The sequence below is a fragment of the Streptomyces vilmorinianum genome (assembly GCF_005517195.1).
In the GTDB taxonomy this organism is placed as follows: Bacteria; Actinomycetota; Actinomycetes; order Streptomycetales; family Streptomycetaceae; genus Streptomyces; species Streptomyces vilmorinianum.
In genome coordinates this window covers 6,735,542-6,752,367 of sequence record NZ_CP040244.1, presented here as the reverse complement: position 1 = coordinate 6,752,367, position 16,826 = coordinate 6,735,542, and the positions used below count along the sequence as shown (strand labels likewise).

General features: G+C 72.8%; 13 protein-coding genes. 6 read left to right on the top strand and 7 right to left on the bottom strand.

What is annotated here, in order from left to right; genetic code table 11:
• The first annotated feature begins 32 nt into the window (after positions 1 to 32).
• Entirely contained in the window at positions 33 to 563 is a 531-nt protein-coding gene (locus FDM97_RS31245) for a DoxX family protein (RefSeq protein WP_137993869.1), read from the top strand.
• 156 nt (positions 564 to 719) lie between these two features.
• Here FDM97_RS31245 and FDM97_RS31235 read toward each other — a convergent pair whose 3' ends face one another.
• Positions 720 to 2,072: a PspC domain-containing protein gene (locus tag FDM97_RS31235; protein WP_137993865.1), complete on the bottom strand. Its 1,353-nt coding sequence runs from the start codon at positions 2,070 to 2,072 to the stop codon at positions 720 to 722.
• A 170-nt stretch (positions 2,073 to 2,242) separates the two neighbouring features.
• Between FDM97_RS31235 and FDM97_RS31230 the strand changes: the two genes are divergently transcribed.
• Both FDM97_RS31230 and FDM97_RS31225 read left to right on the top strand, forming a co-directional pair.
• Complete coding sequence (locus FDM97_RS31230) at positions 2,243 to 3,511, top strand: ATP-binding protein (RefSeq protein WP_137993863.1); 1,269 nt, start codon at positions 2,243 to 2,245, stop codon at positions 3,509 to 3,511.
• On the top strand, positions 3,508 to 4,215 hold the full coding sequence (locus FDM97_RS31225) for a LuxR C-terminal-related transcriptional regulator (RefSeq protein WP_137993861.1): 708 nt from the start codon (positions 3,508 to 3,510) through the stop codon (positions 4,213 to 4,215). Before FDM97_RS31230 ends, FDM97_RS31225 begins: the two co-directional genes overlap by 4 nt.
• A 30-nt stretch (positions 4,216 to 4,245) precedes the next feature.
• Here the strand turns inward: FDM97_RS31225 and FDM97_RS31220 are convergent, their stop codons facing one another.
• Positions 4,246 to 5,328: a C40 family peptidase gene (locus FDM97_RS31220; RefSeq protein ID WP_137993860.1), complete on the bottom strand. Its 1,083-nt coding sequence runs from the start codon at positions 5,326 to 5,328 to the stop codon at positions 4,246 to 4,248.
• Positions 5,329 to 5,675: 347 nt separating this feature from the next.
• Between FDM97_RS31220 and FDM97_RS31215 the strand changes: the two genes are divergently transcribed.
• Positions 5,676 to 6,029, top strand: a complete 354-nt coding sequence (locus FDM97_RS31215) for a hypothetical protein (RefSeq protein WP_137993858.1) — start codon at positions 5,676 to 5,678, stop codon at positions 6,027 to 6,029.
• A gap of 25 nt (positions 6,030 to 6,054) precedes the next feature.
• Here FDM97_RS31215 and FDM97_RS31210 read toward each other — a convergent pair whose 3' ends face one another.
• The gene (locus tag FDM97_RS31210; RefSeq protein ID WP_137993857.1) at positions 6,055 to 7,227 is read right to left on the bottom strand and encodes a C40 family peptidase; all 1,173 of its coding nucleotides are present in this window, start codon (positions 7,225 to 7,227) and stop codon (positions 6,055 to 6,057) included.
• Between the two features lie 279 nt (positions 7,228 to 7,506).
• On the opposite strand from FDM97_RS31210, the gene pcrA reads away from it, so the two are divergent.
• Positions 7,507 to 9,963, top strand: a complete 2,457-nt coding sequence (gene pcrA, locus FDM97_RS31205) for a DNA helicase PcrA (protein ID WP_137993855.1) — start codon at positions 7,507 to 7,509, stop codon at positions 9,961 to 9,963.
• A gap of 70 nt (positions 9,964 to 10,033) precedes the next feature.
• On the opposite strand, the gene FDM97_RS31200 is transcribed toward pcrA, so the two are convergent.
• Together FDM97_RS31200 and FDM97_RS31195 are read right to left on the bottom strand one after the other, a co-directional pair.
• Complete coding sequence (locus tag FDM97_RS31200; RefSeq protein ID WP_137993854.1) at positions 10,034 to 11,488, bottom strand: M23 family metallopeptidase; 1,455 nt, start codon at positions 11,486 to 11,488, stop codon at positions 10,034 to 10,036.
• A 288-nt stretch (positions 11,489 to 11,776) separates the two neighbouring features.
• Positions 11,777 to 12,610, bottom strand: coding sequence for a lipase family alpha/beta hydrolase (locus tag FDM97_RS31195; RefSeq protein ID WP_137993852.1), 834 nt, complete (start codon positions 12,608 to 12,610; stop codon positions 11,777 to 11,779).
• Positions 12,611 to 12,912: 302 nt separating this feature from the next.
• Between FDM97_RS31195 and FDM97_RS31190 the strand changes: the two genes are divergently transcribed.
• Positions 12,913 to 13,320, top strand: coding sequence for a cobalamin B12-binding domain-containing protein (locus FDM97_RS31190; protein WP_137993850.1), 408 nt, complete (start codon positions 12,913 to 12,915; stop codon positions 13,318 to 13,320).
• A 443-nt stretch (positions 13,321 to 13,763) separates the two neighbouring features.
• On the opposite strand, the gene FDM97_RS31185 is transcribed toward FDM97_RS31190, so the two are convergent.
• Entirely contained in the window at positions 13,764 to 15,350 is a 1,587-nt protein-coding gene (locus FDM97_RS31185; protein ID WP_137993849.1) for a DUF5691 domain-containing protein, read from the bottom strand.
• Positions 15,351 to 15,387: 37 nt separating this feature from the next.
• A complete protein-coding gene (locus FDM97_RS31180) occupies positions 15,388 to 16,737 on the bottom strand; it encodes an SWIM zinc finger family protein (RefSeq protein ID WP_175439300.1) in 1,350 nt (449 codons plus the stop codon).
• Positions 16,738 to 16,826: the final 89 nt, after the last annotated feature.

The following is a 16,826-nucleotide window of genomic DNA, read 5'->3' as shown; positions in this document are numbered from 1 at the left end:
CTGCGGACAGGGCGTGGAGAGGCAGGCCGACGATGCCAGGACGCAGACACGGGACGACCGGGACGACCGGCTCCTACGGAACGACGGGCGGCGGGCTCGCCGGGTGGAAGGCGGCCGGGACGCGATACGCGCTGCTGCCACTGCGGGTCTTTCTCGGGGTCACCTTCATCTACGCCGGGCTCGACAAGATCACGGACTCCGCCTTCATGTCCGACACCGGCAGCGGGTCCATCGGCGAGATGATGCGCGGCGTCCGGGACACCTCGGCCATCCCCGCCCTCGTCGACCTCGCGCTCAACAACCCCGTCGGCTTCGGGTACGCCATCGCCTGCGGCGAGCTGGCCGTCGGCATCGGGACCCTGCTGGGCCTGTTCGCCCGGCTGGCCGCGCTCGGCGGGGCGCTGATCTCCCTGAGCCTGTGGCTGACCGTGAGCTGGCAGACCGACCCGTACTACTACGGCAACGACCTCGCCTATCTGATGTCCTGGCTGCCGCTGGTGCTCGCCGGCGCCTCCGTGTTCTCCCTCGATGCCGTTCTCGCCGAGCGGCGGCGGAGACGGTAGGCGACCCAGGTAGCCAGGGCGGCCGCGCCCAGGCCGCCGCAGAGGACCGGGACCACGTCGTACCAGGGGGTCGCCCAGGCGTCCGCGGCGTCGCCCGCGTACATCACGGAGAGGCCGAGGGCGGTCGCGCCGGCGATCAGCCGGCCGGGGCGGAACTCATGAAGCAGCACGGGTGACCTCCACCTGTCCGAGACCGACCTCGAGCGAGAGGTTCACCGTCCCGCCGGGGGCGGTGCCCTTCGGCGGGGCGAGCGTACGGCTCTCGTCGCGGTCCGGCGCGATGTCGATGTCCTCGGGGCGCTGCTGCGGCAGCTGCAGATCGCCCAGGCCGACCTGGGCTCTCAGCTTCACCGTGACGTTCTTCGGGACGATCACTTCGACCTTTCCGGCACCGACCTCCACCTGCGTGCCGACCGTCGTGCCCGCGGGGACCGCGAGGTGCGACAGGTCGAGCGTGCCGACGCCCGTGCCCAGTTGGTAGCGGGGCTGCACGGCGGCGACCGACGCCGGCTGCCAGGTCGTACGGGCCCAGTCCGTGGAGATCTCCTTGGGCAGTGCCGCCGCCACCGCGAGCAGGCCCGCGGTGACCACGGTCAGGAAGATCGTCCCGAACCCCGTCCGGCCGAGGAAGCTGCTGACCACCAGGCCGAGACCGAACACGCCCAGAGCGGCGACCAGACCGATCTGCAGACTCGTGCCGAGCGGATGGGCCTCCCAGGACAGGCCCGTGCCGAGGCCGCCGGCCAGCAGCGCGAGCAGGAACACCAGTCCGCCGATGGAGCGCGGGCCGCGCCGGACCGGCGACGCCGCGGGCCGCCACCCGTCCTCCGGTACCTCCGTGCCCCACTGGCTGCCGGGCACCGGGACCTCGCCGTTCTCGAGCCGGCCGTCCGGGCCCACCACGCCGTGCGGTCCCCAGAGGTACCCGACGGCGATCCTGCCGGTCGAGCCGTCCTTGACTATGGGGTCCTTCCACCAAGAGAACTCCGCCAGCGGCGGGGCCTTCGCCTCCGGCGGCGCCTCGGCGACCGCGGCCGCCGTCGCCGCGTCCATCCGGCTCTCGCCGTCACCGGCGGCGACCTGCACGCGCCGCCGCGACCAGGCCGCTGCGCCGCACACCGCTGTCGACAGCATCATCGCGAACGCGAGCGTCCCGCCGTTGCTCAGCATCGACAGGAAGACACCGCAGCCCACCAGCGCCATCAGCACGGCCGCGAGCGCGGCCCCGTCGACCCGGCCGGAGAGCAGCTTGCGGCCCTCGTTCTCCTCCTCGCCCACGAGCGGCAGGAGCAGCCACGCGAAGCCGTAGAAGATCAGCCCGATGCCGCCGGTCACGGACAGCACACCGACCGCGATGCGGAAGATCACCGGGTCGAGATCGAAGTGCCGGCCGAGGCCCCCGCACACACCGGCCACGACCTTGTGCTGCCGCGAGCGGCGCAAGGACGTGACGGGCGGGGCCTGCGCCGGCGGCGGGGCCTCGTGCGGGGAGGACATCGAACGCGTCATGCGTCCATGGTGACGGCCGGCGCCCCGCCGCGGCACCGGGGCCGACCCTGGCCCGACCCTGATATTCCGCGGGCGGTCCACCCCGAGAAACTCCTAGGGGCCGTTTCCTAGGGGCGATCTCAGGGCCGTCCCTGATGTCCACGCCCGGCCGTACGTGTGACGATCGGTGCATGCCAGCAGCCGCCCCCGTCACCGAGACCGACGAACCGCCCGTGCGCAAGCTCTACCGGAGCGCCGACGGGCGGTGGCTCGGCGGTGTCGCACGCGGCCTCGCGGGACATCTCGGGCTGCCCGTGGTCTGGGTCCGCGCCCTGTTCGTGGCGCTGCTCCTCGCGGACGGCCTCGGCGCCCTGCTGTACGCGGTCTTCTGGATCGTCGTCCCGCTCGGTGTCGGCGGCCGGGCGGCGCCCCGCCCGGTGTTCGAGACCACCCCGGACGGGCGGCGCCGGCTGCGCAAGCCCGACCGCGGCCAGATCTTCGCGCTGATCGCGCTGGCGCTCGGCGCCGCCGTCTTCGTCGGCAACATCGACTTCGGCAATCACGCGGACCGCTATGTCTGGCCCACGCTCCTGATCGGCGTCGGTGTGGTGCTCGTCTGGCGGCAGGCGGACAACGCCCGCCGGGCCAGCTGGACCGAGCCCGGCCGCCACAGACGCACCCTGCAGCTCGTCCGCGGGTTCGCGGGAGTCGCGCTCGTCGGCATGGGTCTGACCGTCTTCATGGTGGTCCGCGGTTCGGCGGCCCAGCTGGGCACGGCGCTCACCGCCGCCATAGCGGTCCTCACCGGCATCGCGCTGCTCGCCGGGCCCTGGCTGGTGCGGATGTCGCAGGACCTCTCCGAGGAGCGGACCATGCGTATCCGCGCGCAGGAGCGCGCCGAGGTCGCGGCCCATGTCCACGACTCCGTCCTGCACACGCTGACGCTGATCCAGCGCAACGCGGACGAGCCGGGCGAGGTCCGCCGACTCGCCCGCGCCCAGGAGCGGGAGCTGCGCAACTGGCTGTACCGGCCGGAGGGCACCGGCAAGGACGAGGGAGAGGAGCCCGATTCCCTCGCCGAGGCGGTGAAGAGGTCCGCGGCCGAGGTCGAGGACAAGCACGGAGTCCCGCTGGAGGTCGTGGTCGTCGGCGACTGCCCGCTCGACGAGAAACTGGCCGCACAGATGCAGGCCGCGCGCGAGGCGATGGTCAACGCCGCCAAGTACGGTGGCGAGGGCGGGGCGGTGCAGGTGTACGCCGAGGTCGAGGGCCGCACGGTCTTCGTCTCCGTTCGGGACCGGGGGCCGGGCTTCGACCTCGATTCCGTACCCGACGACCGGATGGGCGTACGAGAATCGATCATCGGCCGGATGCAGCGCAACGGCGGTTCGGCCCGGCTGCGGTCCGTGCCGGGCGGCGGCACCGAAGTGGAGCTTGAGATGGAGAGGGCGGACGGATGAGCGACGAGACCGGGACCGGATCGACGGCGGCGCAGACCACGGAGCGTCGTGTACGGGTCGTGCTCGTCGACGACCACCGGATGTTCCGCACGGGCGTGCAGGCCGAGATCGGCCGGACCGACGTCACCGGCGTCGAGGTGGTCGGCGAGGCGGCCGACGTCGACCAGGCCGTCACGGTGATCACCGCCACCCGCCCCGAGGTCGTCCTGCTCGACGTGCATCTGCCGGGCGGCGGCGGGGTCGAGGTGCTGCGCCGCTGCGCGAACCTGATGGCCGCGGCCGAGGACCCGGTCCGCTTCCTGGCCCTCTCGGTCTCGGACGCCGCGGAGGACGTCATCGGGGTGATCCGGGGCGGCGCCCGCGGCTATGTCACCAAGACGATCACCGGCACCGACCTGGTCGACTCGATCTTCCGGGTGCAGGAGGGCGACGCGGTGTTCTCCCCCCGCCTGGCGGGCTTCGTGCTCGACGCCTTCGCCTCCACCGACGCCCCGCCGGTGGACGAGGACCTCGACCGGCTCACCCAGCGGGAGCGCGAGGTGCTGCGGCTGATCGCCCGTGGATACGCGTACAAGGAGATCGCCAAGCAGCTCTACATCTCGGTGAAGACGGTCGAGTCGCACGTCTCGGCGGTGCTGCGCAAGCTGCAGCTGTCCAACCGGCACGAGCTGACCCGCTGGGCGACCGCCCGCCGACTGGTCTGAGCCGGCGGGCGGTCGCCCCCGAGGAGTCCCTCACCCCACCCGGGTCGCCCCGGCGAACGGCATCTCGTCGATCGGCGCGATCCGTACGGGCGCGCCCGGCCGGGGGGCGTGGATCATCTGGCCGCCGCCGATGTACAGCCCCACGTGGCTGATGCCCGAGTAGAAGAACACCAGGTCCCCCGGGGCCAGTTCGGAGCGCGACACCCGCCGGCCGGCGTTGATCTGCGTGTACGTCGTGCGCGGCAGCGCCACCCCGGCGGAACGCCAGGCGGCCTGGGTCAGGCCCGAGCAGTCGTACGCCGACGGGCCCGTCGCGCCCCACACGTACGGCTTGCCGATCTGGTCGTGGGCGAAGGCGATGGCCTGCGCGGCGCGGCTGTTCGGCGCCGTGACCGGGCCGCGCGGCGCGGACGTCCGGTCCGCCCGCTCCCCGGTCGCGCCGGCGGAGCCCTCGGCGCCGTCCCGGCCCGACCCGGCCGCCGCCGCCTCGTAGCGTGCCCGCTCCTCGGCGGTCAGCCGGGCCAGCAGCGTCCGCGCCTCCTCGAGCTTGCCCTGCACGGCCGCCTTCTGCCGCCGCAGATCGGCCTCGTGCCCGCGCAGCTGCGTCAGCCGCTCCGCGGACTCGGCGCGCAGCTGCCGGATCCCGGCGAGCTCACGCTGTACGGAGCTGATGGCCGCCGCCTGCCGTGCCCCGGCCTTCTCGGCGAGCGCGGCGCGCTCCAGGTACTGCTCCGGGTCGGAGGTCAGCGCGAGCTGCACGGCGGGGTCCAGGCCGCCGGAGCGGTACTGGGCGGCCGCGATGGAACCGAGCCCGTTGCGGACGGTGTTGAGCCGCTCCGTCCTGCGGGCCGCCTCGTCGCGCAGCCGGTCGAGCGCGCCCCGCGCCTGGTCCGCCTGCTCCTTCGCCCCGTTGTACTTCTCGGTGGCCACCTCGGCCTCCTGGTACAGCCGGTCGACCTTCGCCTTGACCTGGGCGGGGGTGAGCCGGGGCTCGGCGTGCCCCGACCCCTCGAAGAGGGTCGCCGTCGCCGCGGAGGCGAGGGCGAGCGTGGCGGCGGTCCGCGCCGCCTGCCCACCGAGGGGGGACTGCTTGGGCTTCCGGTGTGCTGCCACGAGGGCGGGTCACATCCTCTCCCTGTGAGGGTCGATGCCCGGCCGGGTCCGGCGATGGGCCGCACAGGGGAGACGGCCCACCGCCGGGTTTCTCGGCGGGGGCGGCCGACTGCCGCCGGAAGGACCGACGGTGGTGGGGAGCCGGCCACCTGGGGGAGGACGCTAAACCTGGGCGTCACGGCGGGGCGGGGAGTTGACCGCTATTGACCCGAGTTGGCGCTCCGGGATCGTTCGCGTCCGGCCGCAGCGACGACTGGACGCCGGATTCCGGGGCGAGCCTGACCGATGCGCCGGACAAGCTGGACCCGGCCGAAGGGTGCTGCTAAGGCCCGGTTAGGCTCCGCCCCATGGACGTACTCATCAATGTCTTCGTCGCCCTGCACATCATCGGAATCGGGTCCCTGCTCGGCGGATTCCTCACTCAGATGAAGGCGATGGGCGCGGGGACGGCCCGCTTCGTCCCGGCGATGCTGCACGGCGCGCTGACCATGCTGATCACCGGCGTCGCCCTGGTCGGCCTCAACCAGGCCGACGACCAGAGCGTCAACAACCTGAAGGTCGGCATCAAGCTGGCGATCCTCGTCGTCATCCTGGGCCTGGTGTACGTGAAGCGGGACGAGGACAAGGTGTCCAAGGCGCTCTTCGGCGCCGTCGGCGGCCTGACCATCGCCAACATCTTCATCGCCACGCTCTGGACCTGATGGACGACGAGGTCGCACAGGGGCGTCAGGCCGGGCGGACGTTGCCGTAGATCGGCATGTAGTAGATCGACTCCTCGCGGACGTAGGCGCCCGGCTTCGGGGCGTGGATCATCTTGCCGCCGCCGATGTAGAGGCCGACGTGGCTGATGTCGTCGTAGAAGAAGACGAGATCGCCGGGGAGCAGATCCTCCGTCGCGACCCGGGTGCCCACCTCCACCTGGTCCCAGGTGGTGCGGGGCAGATCGACGCCCGCGGCCTTCCAGGCGGCCTGGGTCAGTCCCGAGCAGTCGTACGAGCTCGGGCCCGTCGCACCCCAGACGTACGGCTTGCCGATCTGGGCCCGGGCGAACGCCAGCGCCTTCTCCGCCTTCGCCGCGTACGTCGAGTCACCGGTCGCCGGCGGCGGGGTGGTCGTGGTCGGCGTCTCGGGCTGCTGTTCCTGGCGGGCCGCCTCCTCCTGGCGCTGCCGTTCGGCCTCTGCCGCCGCCGCCTCGGCCTCCGCCTTCGCGCGTTCCTCCGCCTTGCGGCGCGCCTCGGCCTCGCGCTTGCGCTCCAGCTCCGCGAGCCGGGCCTTCTCCTCGGCCGTCAGCCGGGCCAGCAGCGTCCGCGCCTCGGCCAGCTTCTGCTGGACGGTCTGCTTCGTCGTGCGCAGCGTCGCCTGCGACTCGGTGAGGCTCTCCAGGCTCTTCGTCGCCTCGGCCCGCTGCTTCGCCGCCGCGGCGGCCTTGTCCTCGTAGTCCGCCACCGCGCTGCGCTGGCGCTCGGAGAGCCGGCCCATGAGGTGGGTCTGGTCGAAGTACGCCTGCGGGCTGTCCGAGAAGATCAGCGCGGCCGTGGGGCTGACCGCCCCTGCCCGGTACTGCGCCGCCGCGTAGGAGCCGAGCGCGCGCCGCGCCTCGTTGGCCTCGTCCGTGCGGCGGGCCACGTCGTCGAGGAGCCCGCCGACCTTGCGGCGCTGCTGGTCGGTGGCCTCCTTGGCCCGGTTGTACTCCTGCGTCGCCGTGCCGGCCTGCCGGTACAGGTCGTCGACCTTCTTCTGGACCTCCTCGACCGTGGGCCTCGGCGGGGCGGCGGGCGCGGCCTGGGCACTCTGCGTGGACAGCAGCGTGACGGAGGCCAGAGCGGCCGTCGTGACCCCGACGGCGGGGGAGTGCGGACGTGTGCTGCGCGGCTTGCGATGGGACGCCAAGACCGGCATCTCCTTCCGTGGCCGCCGAGGGAGTCGACCGGACGTGCAACTGCCGTGGGGCAGGGCCGGTTTCGGCGGGGGCGGCCCGCTCGGCGCGTTTCGCCGTCGGAGGGGACGGGCTGCTTGGGCGAGCACGCTAGCCAACGCGTGGGTCGGCTGGGAAGTCCGATGTTCGATATGCCCGATACATTTTCGTGACCTGAAGCGGACGGTCACCCTCCGTGAGATTTCGGTCACTTCGGGAGGCGGGGCCGGGCTGTCGGTGCGGCGGCCTAGACTCGTTAAGCGATGAGCAGCCTCTTTGACGACAGCTTCCTGGCGAGCCTCCAGAACCACTCCTCGGAGGAGCCCCCGCCCCCGCCCGAGGACGACGAGCACCACGAGCACGGCGCCCCGGCCGCGGAGGAGGTCCCGCACGACCTCTTCGAGGGCCGCTTCGACGCGCCCGCGCCCCGGGACGCGTACTACCGCGACGGAGCGCACCGCCCCGTCGTGGACGCCGCCGCGCTCCTGGAGGGGCTGAACGAGCAGCAGCGCGCCGCCGTCGTCCACACCGACACCCCGCTGCTCATCGTCGCGGGCGCCGGCTCCGGCAAGACCCGGGTGCTCACCCACCGCATCGCCCACCTCCTGGCCACCCGGCACGTCCACCCCGGCCAGATACTGGCGATCACCTTCACCAACAAGGCCGCCGGGGAGATGAAGGAGCGCGTCGAGCACCTCGTCGGCCCGCGCGCCAACGCCATGTGGGTCATGACGTTCCACAGCGCGTGCGTCCGCATCCTGCGCCGCGAGTCGAAGAAGCTCGGCTTCACCTCGTCGTTCTCGATCTACGACGCCGCGGACTCCAAGCGCCTGATGGCCCTGGTCTGCCGCGATCTGGACCTCGACCCCAAGAAGTTCCCGCCGAAGTCCTTCAGCGCCAAGATCTCGAACCTCAAGAACGAGCTGATCGACGAGGAGGCCTTCGCCGACCAGGCCGCCGACGGCTTCGAGAAGACGCTGGCCGAGGCGTACCGGATGTACCAGGCGCGGCTGCGCGAGGCCAACGCCCTGGACTTCGACGACATCATCATGACGACGGTCCACCTGCTCCAGGCGTTCCCCGACGTCGCCGAGCACTACCGCCGCCGCTTCCGCCACGTCCTCGTCGACGAGTACCAGGACACCAACCACGCCCAGTACACCCTCGTACGGGAGCTGGTCGGCACCGGCTACGAGGACCTGGAGCCGGCCGAGCTGTGCGTCGTCGGTGACGCGGACCAGTCGATCTACGCCTTCCGCGGCGCGACCATCCGCAACATCCTCCAGTTCGAGGAGGACTACCCGAACGCGACGACGATCCTGCTGGAGCAGAACTACCGCTCGACGCAGACGATCCTCTCCGCCGCCAACGCCGTCATCGAGCGCAACGAGTCCCGCCGCCCCAAGAACCTGTGGACGAACGCGGGCGCGGGCGCGCAGATCACCGGGTACGTCGCCGACACCGAGCACGACGAGGCCCAGTTCGTCGCCGACGAGATCGACCGGCTCACGGACGCGGGCGAGGCGAAGGCCGGCGACGTCGCCGTCTTCTACCGCACCAACGCCCAGTCCCGTGTCTTCGAAGAGATCTTCATCCGCGTCGGCCTGCCGTACAAGGTCGTCGGCGGCGTGCGCTTCTACGAGCGCAAGGAGGTCCGCGACGTCCTCGCCTACCTGCGCGTGCTCGCCAACCCCGAGGACAACGTCCCGCTGCGCCGGATCCTGAACGTGCCCAAGCGCGGTATCGGCGAGCGCGCCGAGGCGATGATCGACGCCCTGTCCCTCCGGGAGAAGATCACCTTCCCGCAGGCGCTGAAGCGGGTCGACGAGGCGTACGGCATGGCGGCCCGCTCCGCCAACGCCGTCAAGCGCTTCAACACCCTCATGGAGGAGCTCCGTACCGTCGTCGACTCCGGCGCCGGACCGGCCGTCGTCCTCGAGGCCGTACTGGAGCGGACCGGCTACCTCGCCGAGCTGCAGGCCTCCACCGACCCGCAGGACGAGACCCGGATCGAGAACCTCCAGGAACTGGCCGCCGTGGCCCTGGAGTTCGAGCAGGAGCGCGGCGAGGAGCCGGCGACCCTCGCCGAGTTCCTGGAGCAGGTCGCGCTCGTCGCCGACTCCGACCAGATCCCCGACGAGGACGAGGAAGGCTCGGGCGTCATCACGCTGATGACGCTGCACACGGCCAAGGGCCTCGAATTCCCCGTGGTGTTCCTGACCGGCATGGAGGACGGCGTCTTCCCGCACATGCGCGCGCTCGGCCAGACCAAGGAGCTGGAGGAGGAGCGGCGGCTCGCGTACGTGGGCATCACGCGCGCCCGCGAGCGGCTGTATCTGACCCGCTCCTCGATGCGCAGCGCCTGGGGCCAGCCCTCGTACAACCCGGCCTCGCGCTTCCTGGAGGAGATCCCGCCGACGTATCTGGACTGGAAGCGGACCGGCCCCATGGTCAAGCCCGCCGGGCCGACCTCGGGGATCACCTCCTCGCTCTCCTCCTCCCGCGCCCGCTCCGGCCCCTCGGGCTTCGCCACCCGCCGGACCACCGACAAGCCGGTGATCTCGCTCCAGGTCGGCGACCGGGTCACGCACGACCAGTTCGGCCTCGGCACGGTCATGCAGGTCACGGGCGCAGGCGCCGACGCGCAGGCGACGATCGACTTCGGCGACGAGAAGCCCAAGCGGCTGCTGCTGCGCTACGCGCCGGTCGAGAAGCTGTAGGAAGCGGTACGCGACGAGAGAGGGGCCCCGGCTTTCGGCCGGGGCCCCTCTCTCGTCGTATGTCCGAAGCTCAGCCGGTCGGGTCGAGACCGTGGCTGCGCAGCCACGGCAGCGGGTCGATCGCCGCGCCGCCGTTCGGCCGTACCTCGAAGTGGAGGTGCGGGCCGGTGGAGTTGCCCGAGTTGCCCGAGTACGCAATGACATCGCCGGCCTTGACCTTGCCGGAGCGGATCTTGGTGCTGCTCAGGTGGCAGTACCAGGTCTCGGTGCCGTCCGCGGCGGTCACGATCGCCATGTTGCCGTAGGCGCTGTTCCACTGGGTCCGGACCGTGCCGTCCGTCGCGGCCATCACCTTGGTGCCGTACTGGACCGGGAAGTCGATACCGGTGTGCAGGGACATCCAGTTGACGCCGGCCTGGCCGTAGCGCGCGCTGAGCTGGTGCAGCTTCACCGGCAGCATGAACTTCGGGCGCAGCGCCTCCCTGCGGGCCGCCTCCTCCTCGCGCTTCTTCCGCTCCGCCTCCTGGCGCAGCTTGAGGTCGATGCGCTCCTGGGTGCGGTTGGCGCGGTCGCCGAAGTCGCGGGCGTCGGCGTCGAGCGCGTCGAGCTGGGTGTCGAAGCTGTTGTTGGCGGCGACCGGCTTGACCGAGGACGGGTCGGCGGCGGCGAGCGCCGTCGTGTCGTCCTTCGCGTCGCCCGCGTCGGCGAGCCCGCCGACCGAGGCGGCGGCGATCCCGGCGACACCCATGACACAGGCGGACGGGACGGCGACGGTCAGGAGCGCGGAGCGCTTGGCGGGCGTACGGCGACGGCCTCGGCCGCCACCCGAGGAGCGGCGTACCGGACGGGCGGCCGTGGCGGTCGCGGCGGCGGCAGCGGTGGCGGTAGTGGCCGGAGTCTCCGTGAGGATCTCGACGGCCGGCTCCTCGGACTCCGCCGGGGACTCGTAGGTGTACTCGTACGTGTAGCCGTCCTCGTACGAGTCCGCGTAGTTCTCGTCGTAGGTCTCGTCCGCCGTGACGGCCTCGAACTGGGCGGTGTGCTCGACGAGCTGCTCGGCCTGCTGCTCGGGCACGAACTCGTACTCGGGGGTGTACTGCTGCGGAACGACGGGCTCGGCGTAGTTCCAGGCGGTGGCGTCGTACGTACCCGTCTCGTAGGAGGGGGTCGTCCACTGGCCGGTGGTGTCGTACGAGGTGAAGTGCGCGGTCTCGTACTGTCCGGTCTGCTGCGCCTCGGTCCAGGCGGTGGCGTCCCACTGGCCCGTGGCGTCGTACTGACCGGTGGTGTCGTACTGGCCGGTGGTGTCGTACTGCTGCTGCGTCATCGGCTGCTGTGCGACATAGGTGTCGTACGCGCCGGTCTCCCACTGGTGGCTGCCGTTCCACTGAGTGGTGTCGTACTGGCCGCTGTGACCTGCTTCGTAGCCGCCCGGGAGGGTGCCGAAGAGCGGGTCGGTGGCGAAGCTGCCGGTGCTGTGGGCGTCGTCTCCGACGTACCCGGCGTGGGGGTGCTGGTCGTTCACCAACTTCTCTCTCGCCTCGGCGGCAGGACCAGTCCGGGCGGGCCCACGAGGGGGGTCCCGGGGTTAAGCAGTGGCGCGACTGTACCCGGCGGTATACGCAAGCGACAATCTTCGGAGGGGTTCGGGACCGCAGGAAACGGGCAATCGGCCGTGTTTCGGCGGCCTCGGGAGAGAGCTTTGGCTCTGTGTTCGAGGAACGTTCGAAGAACAGATGCCTTCTGGCGGGTCGTCAGGCGTCCGCGTGCCGCAACATGCGCCGGGTCGCGCGCGGGGGCGCGTGTCTCGGGCTCACGCCACGGAGGCGGCCCCGGACCCGGCTTCCGGCGTGGCGGCGGCCGACTCCTCCGAGTCGAGCGCCTGGCGGATCCCGGCCGCGACGGTCGGATGCACCGGCAGGGCGAGATGACCGATCCCGCTGACGCGGACGTTGTGCACCACCAGATCGGGGTGGTCGAGCCGCGCGGTCTCCACCGGGACCATCACCTGGTCGAGATCGCTCCAGAAGCTGACGCAGCGCGTCCGGCAGTCCGGCGCGGGCTCGGCGAGCTCGCGCAGCACCTCGGAGCCGGGCCGCATCTGGCGGACCAGGGGGTGGGCGCCGGCCCACGGGGCCGCGGTGGTGCCGGCGTGCGGGGTGCCCAGCATGACCAGCGTGCGCACCCGTGTGTCACCGCCCAGGCGCTGTACGTAATAACGGGCGATGAGGCCGCCCAGGCTGTGCCCGACGATGTCGACCTCGTGATGGCCGGCGCGGGCGCAGAGCTCCTCCACATGGCGGCCGAGGAGGTCGGCGGCCGCGCGCAGGTCGCAGGTGAGCGGAGAGTAGTTGAACGACTCGATATGGCGACGGCCGCCCTGACGGGCGAGGGAACGGCGCAGCAGGACGAACACGGAGCGGTTGTCGACGAAGCCGTGCAGGAGGACGACAGGGCGGCCCGCGTCGGTGCCGGGGCCCGCGGTCCCGCCGCCGGCACCGGCCTCCGGTGACGGGGACGGGGGCGACGCGGGGCGCTCGGCGGCGATGCCGGAGGGGTAGAGGAGCAGATGGCCGGTGAGGATCGCCAGCTCGAGGGCGTTGGCCTTCAGCGCAGTGGTGACCTTGGTGAGCCTGGTGAGCTCCATCGGCGACCTCCCGAACGGCACGCGGGCGCCGAACGGCAGTGCTGTGTGCCGTACCCCCGTGCCGTGCGGCTGAACGGCGCGGAGGTACGGCGACCCCGTAGCGGCTCCCTTGCGCACGACCCCATTGCGGCTGATGTGGGCCCAGGAGGAGGGCCCGGGAGGGTCCGGCGCAGAGCGAACATGTCCCACCGTGTGATTTCCCCCTCGCCGGCCACCGCGAAACGGCCGCTTGCGGGATGCTGTCGATAACGTTCGTTCACCTCCCCGGCAATCAGGCGCGGGGGTCGCATGTGGAGGCAGTGATGGGTGTGACCGGTCCGATCCGCGTGGTGGTGGCCAAGCCGGGTCTCGACGGCCACGATCGCGGTGCCAAGGTGATCGCGCGAGCACTGCGCGACGCCGGCATGGAGGTCATCTACACGGGGCTGCACCAGACGCCCGAGCAGATCGTGGACACGGCGATCCAGGAGGACGCCGACGCGATCGGCCTGTCGATCCTCTCGGGCGCGCACAACACGCTGTTCGTGAAGGTCCTGGAGCTGCTCCGGGAGCGCGACGCGGAGGACATCAAGGTCTTCGGCGGCGGCATCATCCCGGACGCGGACATCGCACCGCTGAAGGAGAAGGGCGTGGCGGAGATCTTCACGCCGGGCGCGACCACGGCGTCGATCGTCGACTGGGTCAACGCGAACGTCCGCGTCGCCGCGTAGCCCCGCGGAGCGGGGTGCGGCGGGCGTCCCCGTCGTGACCCGCCATCCGGGCCATCCGGGCCATCCGGGCCATTGGGCCGTCGGGCCATGGGCACCGGGCAGGCTTGCCGCCGGCCATCGGACCACGAGACCCGCGGATCCGTGACTGCCGGATCCCTGACCACTGGACACGAGACTGCCGGACCTCGGACCGCCGGACCACAAGTCCGCCGGGGGTCGGACCGCCGGACGCCGGACCCCGGATTGCTGGATCACGGGACCGCCAGACGCCGGACCACACGACTGCCGGGCGTCGGGACGGCGGGCAGGCCTGCTGCCGGGCCATCGGACCGCCGGGGACACCAGATGCCGGCCCTCCTGAAGACAGCGCGGCCGTATGGCGGGTAGCCGGTTCGCTGGCGGCATCTGGTGACCGGCCAGTCCGGCCGTGGGCCCCAGGGACGTCAGCCCGCCAGCTCCGCTCGCATCGACGCCCGCAGGTGCAGCGTCGACACCAGACGCTGGAACGCCTCGGACCAGTACCCCCCGGCTCCCGGGGACGCGTCCTCCGCTTCCGCGGGGAGCGCGGTCAGGGACTCGAGCTGGGCCGCCGCGTCCGGGGACAGGCAGCGCTCCGCGAGTCCCATCACCCCGCTGAAACTCCAGGGGTAGCTGCCCGCTTCCCGCGCGATGTCCAGGGCGTCGATCACCGCGCTGCCCAGCGGCTCCGCCCAGGGGACCGTGCAGACGCCGAGGAGTTGGAAGGCCTCCGACAGACCGTGCGCCGCGATGAACGAGGCGACCCAGAGGGCCCGTTCCCCGTCCGGGAGCGTCGAGAGCAGCTTCGCCCGTTCCGCGAGGGACGAGGTGCCCGGGCCGGTCGCCGGCGGGACGGCCGGGGCGCCGAGCAGGGCCCGTGACCAGTCGGCGTCCCGCTGCCGTACCGCCGCGCGGCACCAGGCGGCGTGCAGTTCCGCCTGCCAGTCGTCGGCGACCGGCAGGGCGACGATCTCCTCGGGCGACCGCCCGCCGAACCGCGCCGGCCAGCAGGACAGCGGCGCCGACTCGACGAGCTGCCCCAGCCACCAGGAGCGCTCGCCCCGGCCCGTCGGCGGGGTGGGTATGAGTCCGTCCCGCTGCATTCCCGCGTCGCACTCGTGCGGCGCCTCGACGACGATCGTCGCGCCCCCTTCCGTACGGTCCAGGGAGACGCAGGACTCCGCGCGCCGTGCCATCCGCCCCGCGAGCGCCGACTGGGGCAGCGCGGAGAGCAGTTCGGCCGCGGTGGAGCGGACGTTGCGGCTGCGGTCGGACAGCGCCGCCTCCAGGAACTCCTCGTCCGCGTCCGAGAGTCCGGCCCGCAGGGAGTCAAGGAACATCAGCCGGTCCTCGGCCCGCTCCGCCGCCCAGGTGGAACGGAGCAGCGCCAGGGCGGCCGCCGGGTCCGCGGCCCGGAGGGAGCCGAGCAGCGCGACCCGCTCGGCGAACAGGCCCTCCTCCCACAGCGCCCATACCGCCTCGCCGTCCCGGGTGTCGGGGAGCGCGGTGCTTCCGGCGGCCCCGCGCAGGGCGAACTTCCAGTCCGGGTTGAGCCGGGCCAGCCACAACCCGCGCGGCCCGGCCAGGGCGAGCGCCTGGGGCCGCAGATCGGTACGGGCGCGGGCGGCGTCGAGGAGGGCGGGCAGCGCGGAGGCGGGCGCCCGGTAGCCGTGCTCGTTGGCGGCGGCGAGCCACTGCGGGAGCAGCTCGGCGAGGTCGGGCGCGGCCCCGCGTCGCCCTCCTGACGGTGCGGGCGTGGCGCGACCCGCGAGAAGCTGACCGAGACGGCGGCGGGCGGCTTCGGGCAGGGGCGTGCGGTCGTCCGCGGGGGCGGGCTCCGGCGCCGCACCGGCGGGCCCGGGCCGCAGCCCCGCCCTGCGCCGTACGGTGTGCAGCGCGGCGGCGTCGAGCAGCGCGACGGGTGCGTCGCCGGCAGCCGCGCCGGGGAGCGAGGGCGGCCGCCGGTCGGTGCCGAGCAGCGCCGAGGTGACGAGTTCTTCCCAGGCGTCCATCGAAGCCTCCAGGCTGGCGTCGTTCGGTCGTGAGGGGTCAGTGGAGCGGGACGGTCTCGCCGGGGGCGTCGGCGGACCACGCGGCGAGCGGGGTGAACCCCCGGTGCCCGCACTCCCCGAACACGGTCACGGGCCCGCCCCCGGAGAGCGCGGCGAGCCGCCACAGCCCCGGCCGGGCGGCCGCGGGACCGGTGAGCGGCAGCGCCTCGCCGCCGCCCGCGCCCGGTGCCGCGTCGGCGAGCTGCCAGCCGTGCTCCGTCGGTATCGGTACGACGTCGCAGAGCGTCGCCGGCCAGGAGTCCAGCCAGGGATCCTCTTGCAGGGCGCGCCCGTAGTCGCTGAGCGCGTCCCCGACCGTTCCGCCCCGGGGCGGGGCGTCGAGCGGGACCGGGGCCGCGAACTGTTCGCCCAGCTCGGCCCGTACCGCTCCCGCGCCCGTGTGGAGGGTGAGCGCGGCGTCGACGACCACGCCTACGGGGAGCGCCAGTTGGGGCGCGCGTCCCGCGGCTCCGAAAGAGAGGAGCAGCGCCGTGCGCCCGGTGTCCCGGCCCTGGAGCCAGATGCGGCGGGTCGTCAGCTTGCCGTCGGCGGAGTCGTACTGGGAGAGGACCAGCCAGCGGTCCCGTACCGAAGGGCCTTCCGCGGGCGTGGTCAGGCCCACCCGGGTGCGGACGGTCGCCGCCAGCGGGGCGGGGAGCCGGTCGACGCGGAGCCAGGCCCGGTCGAGGAGATGGGTCAGCGCGCACTCCTCCAGGAGCCGGACTGGCCAGCCAGGGCCCGAGCCCGGTATCGCGCCCAACTCCCTGACCCGGCCCGCGAGCCCCGGTGCCTGGGCGTCGACCATGCGGGCCGCGGTCTCCTCCCAGAGGCCGTAGCCCGACTGATCGGCCGAGGCCAGTCCGCCGCGCAGCAGGTCGGCGAGCCGCTGCTCCAACTCCTCGGCGCCCGCGGTGATCCGGGCCGCCCGGCGCTCCGCCCTGCGGCGTGCGGCCGCCGGGTCGGCGGGGCCTGCGGGGCCGGCCTCGCTCTGCTGCTGCTCGGCGCGCTTGCGTCTGCCCTCGAGCCACTGCGCCGCCCAGTCCGGAACGTCCGTGCCCGCGACGGCCGTCGTGTCCGACGCCCAGAGCAGCAGCAGCCCCAGCGCGTGCTTGCACGGGAACTTCCGGCTGGGGCAACTGCAGGTGTACGCCGGGCCCGTGGTGTCGACGACCGTGCGGTACGGCGTGCTGCCGCTGCCGCGGCACAGCCCCCAGACCGCCCCGCCGTCGCTGCCGGCACCGGACCACGGCCCGGCCGCGCCGAGCTTGCTTTCCGCTCTGCGTGAGGCGTCGTCAGGAGCCAGAGCCAGCACCTGATCCGCCGTCCAGCGCACCCCCTGTGTGTCCATGCCCACGACCGTAGGGGGCGCCACTGACAACGGGTCCGACCTGCGGCGACGGTCGATTGTCAGTGGCGTGGTGCACGGTGGGTCACACA

Bases quoted from the DNA above. Each gene is read 5' to 3' on its own strand.
- FDM97_RS31245 (WP_137993869.1), top strand. From the start codon at position 33: ATGCCAGGACGCAGACACGGGACGACCGGGACGACCGGCTCCTACGGA.
- FDM97_RS31210 (WP_137993857.1), bottom strand. From the start codon at position 7,227: ATGCCGGTCTTGGCGTCCCATCGCAAGCCGCGCAGCACACGTCCGCAC.
- FDM97_RS31195 (WP_137993852.1), bottom strand. From the start codon at position 12,610: ATGGAGCTCACCAGGCTCACCAAGGTCACCACTGCGCTGAAGGCCAAC.
- FDM97_RS31235 (WP_137993865.1), bottom strand. From the start codon at position 2,072: ATGACGCGTTCGATGTCCTCCCCGCACGAGGCCCCGCCGCCGGCGCAG.
- FDM97_RS31225 (WP_137993861.1), top strand. From the start codon at position 3,508: ATGAGCGACGAGACCGGGACCGGATCGACGGCGGCGCAGACCACGGAG.
- pcrA (WP_137993855.1), top strand. From the start codon at position 7,507: ATGAGCAGCCTCTTTGACGACAGCTTCCTGGCGAGCCTCCAGAACCAC.
- FDM97_RS31190 (WP_137993850.1), top strand. From the start codon at position 12,913: ATGGGTGTGACCGGTCCGATCCGCGTGGTGGTGGCCAAGCCGGGTCTC.
- FDM97_RS31180 (WP_175439300.1), bottom strand. From the start codon at position 16,737: ATGGACACACAGGGGGTGCGCTGGACGGCGGATCAGGTGCTGGCTCTG.
- FDM97_RS31185 (WP_137993849.1), bottom strand. From the start codon at position 15,350: ATGGACGCCTGGGAAGAACTCGTCACCTCGGCGCTGCTCGGCACCGAC.
- FDM97_RS31215 (WP_137993858.1), top strand. From the start codon at position 5,676: ATGGACGTACTCATCAATGTCTTCGTCGCCCTGCACATCATCGGAATC.
- FDM97_RS31230 (WP_137993863.1), top strand. From the start codon at position 2,243: ATGCCAGCAGCCGCCCCCGTCACCGAGACCGACGAACCGCCCGTGCGC.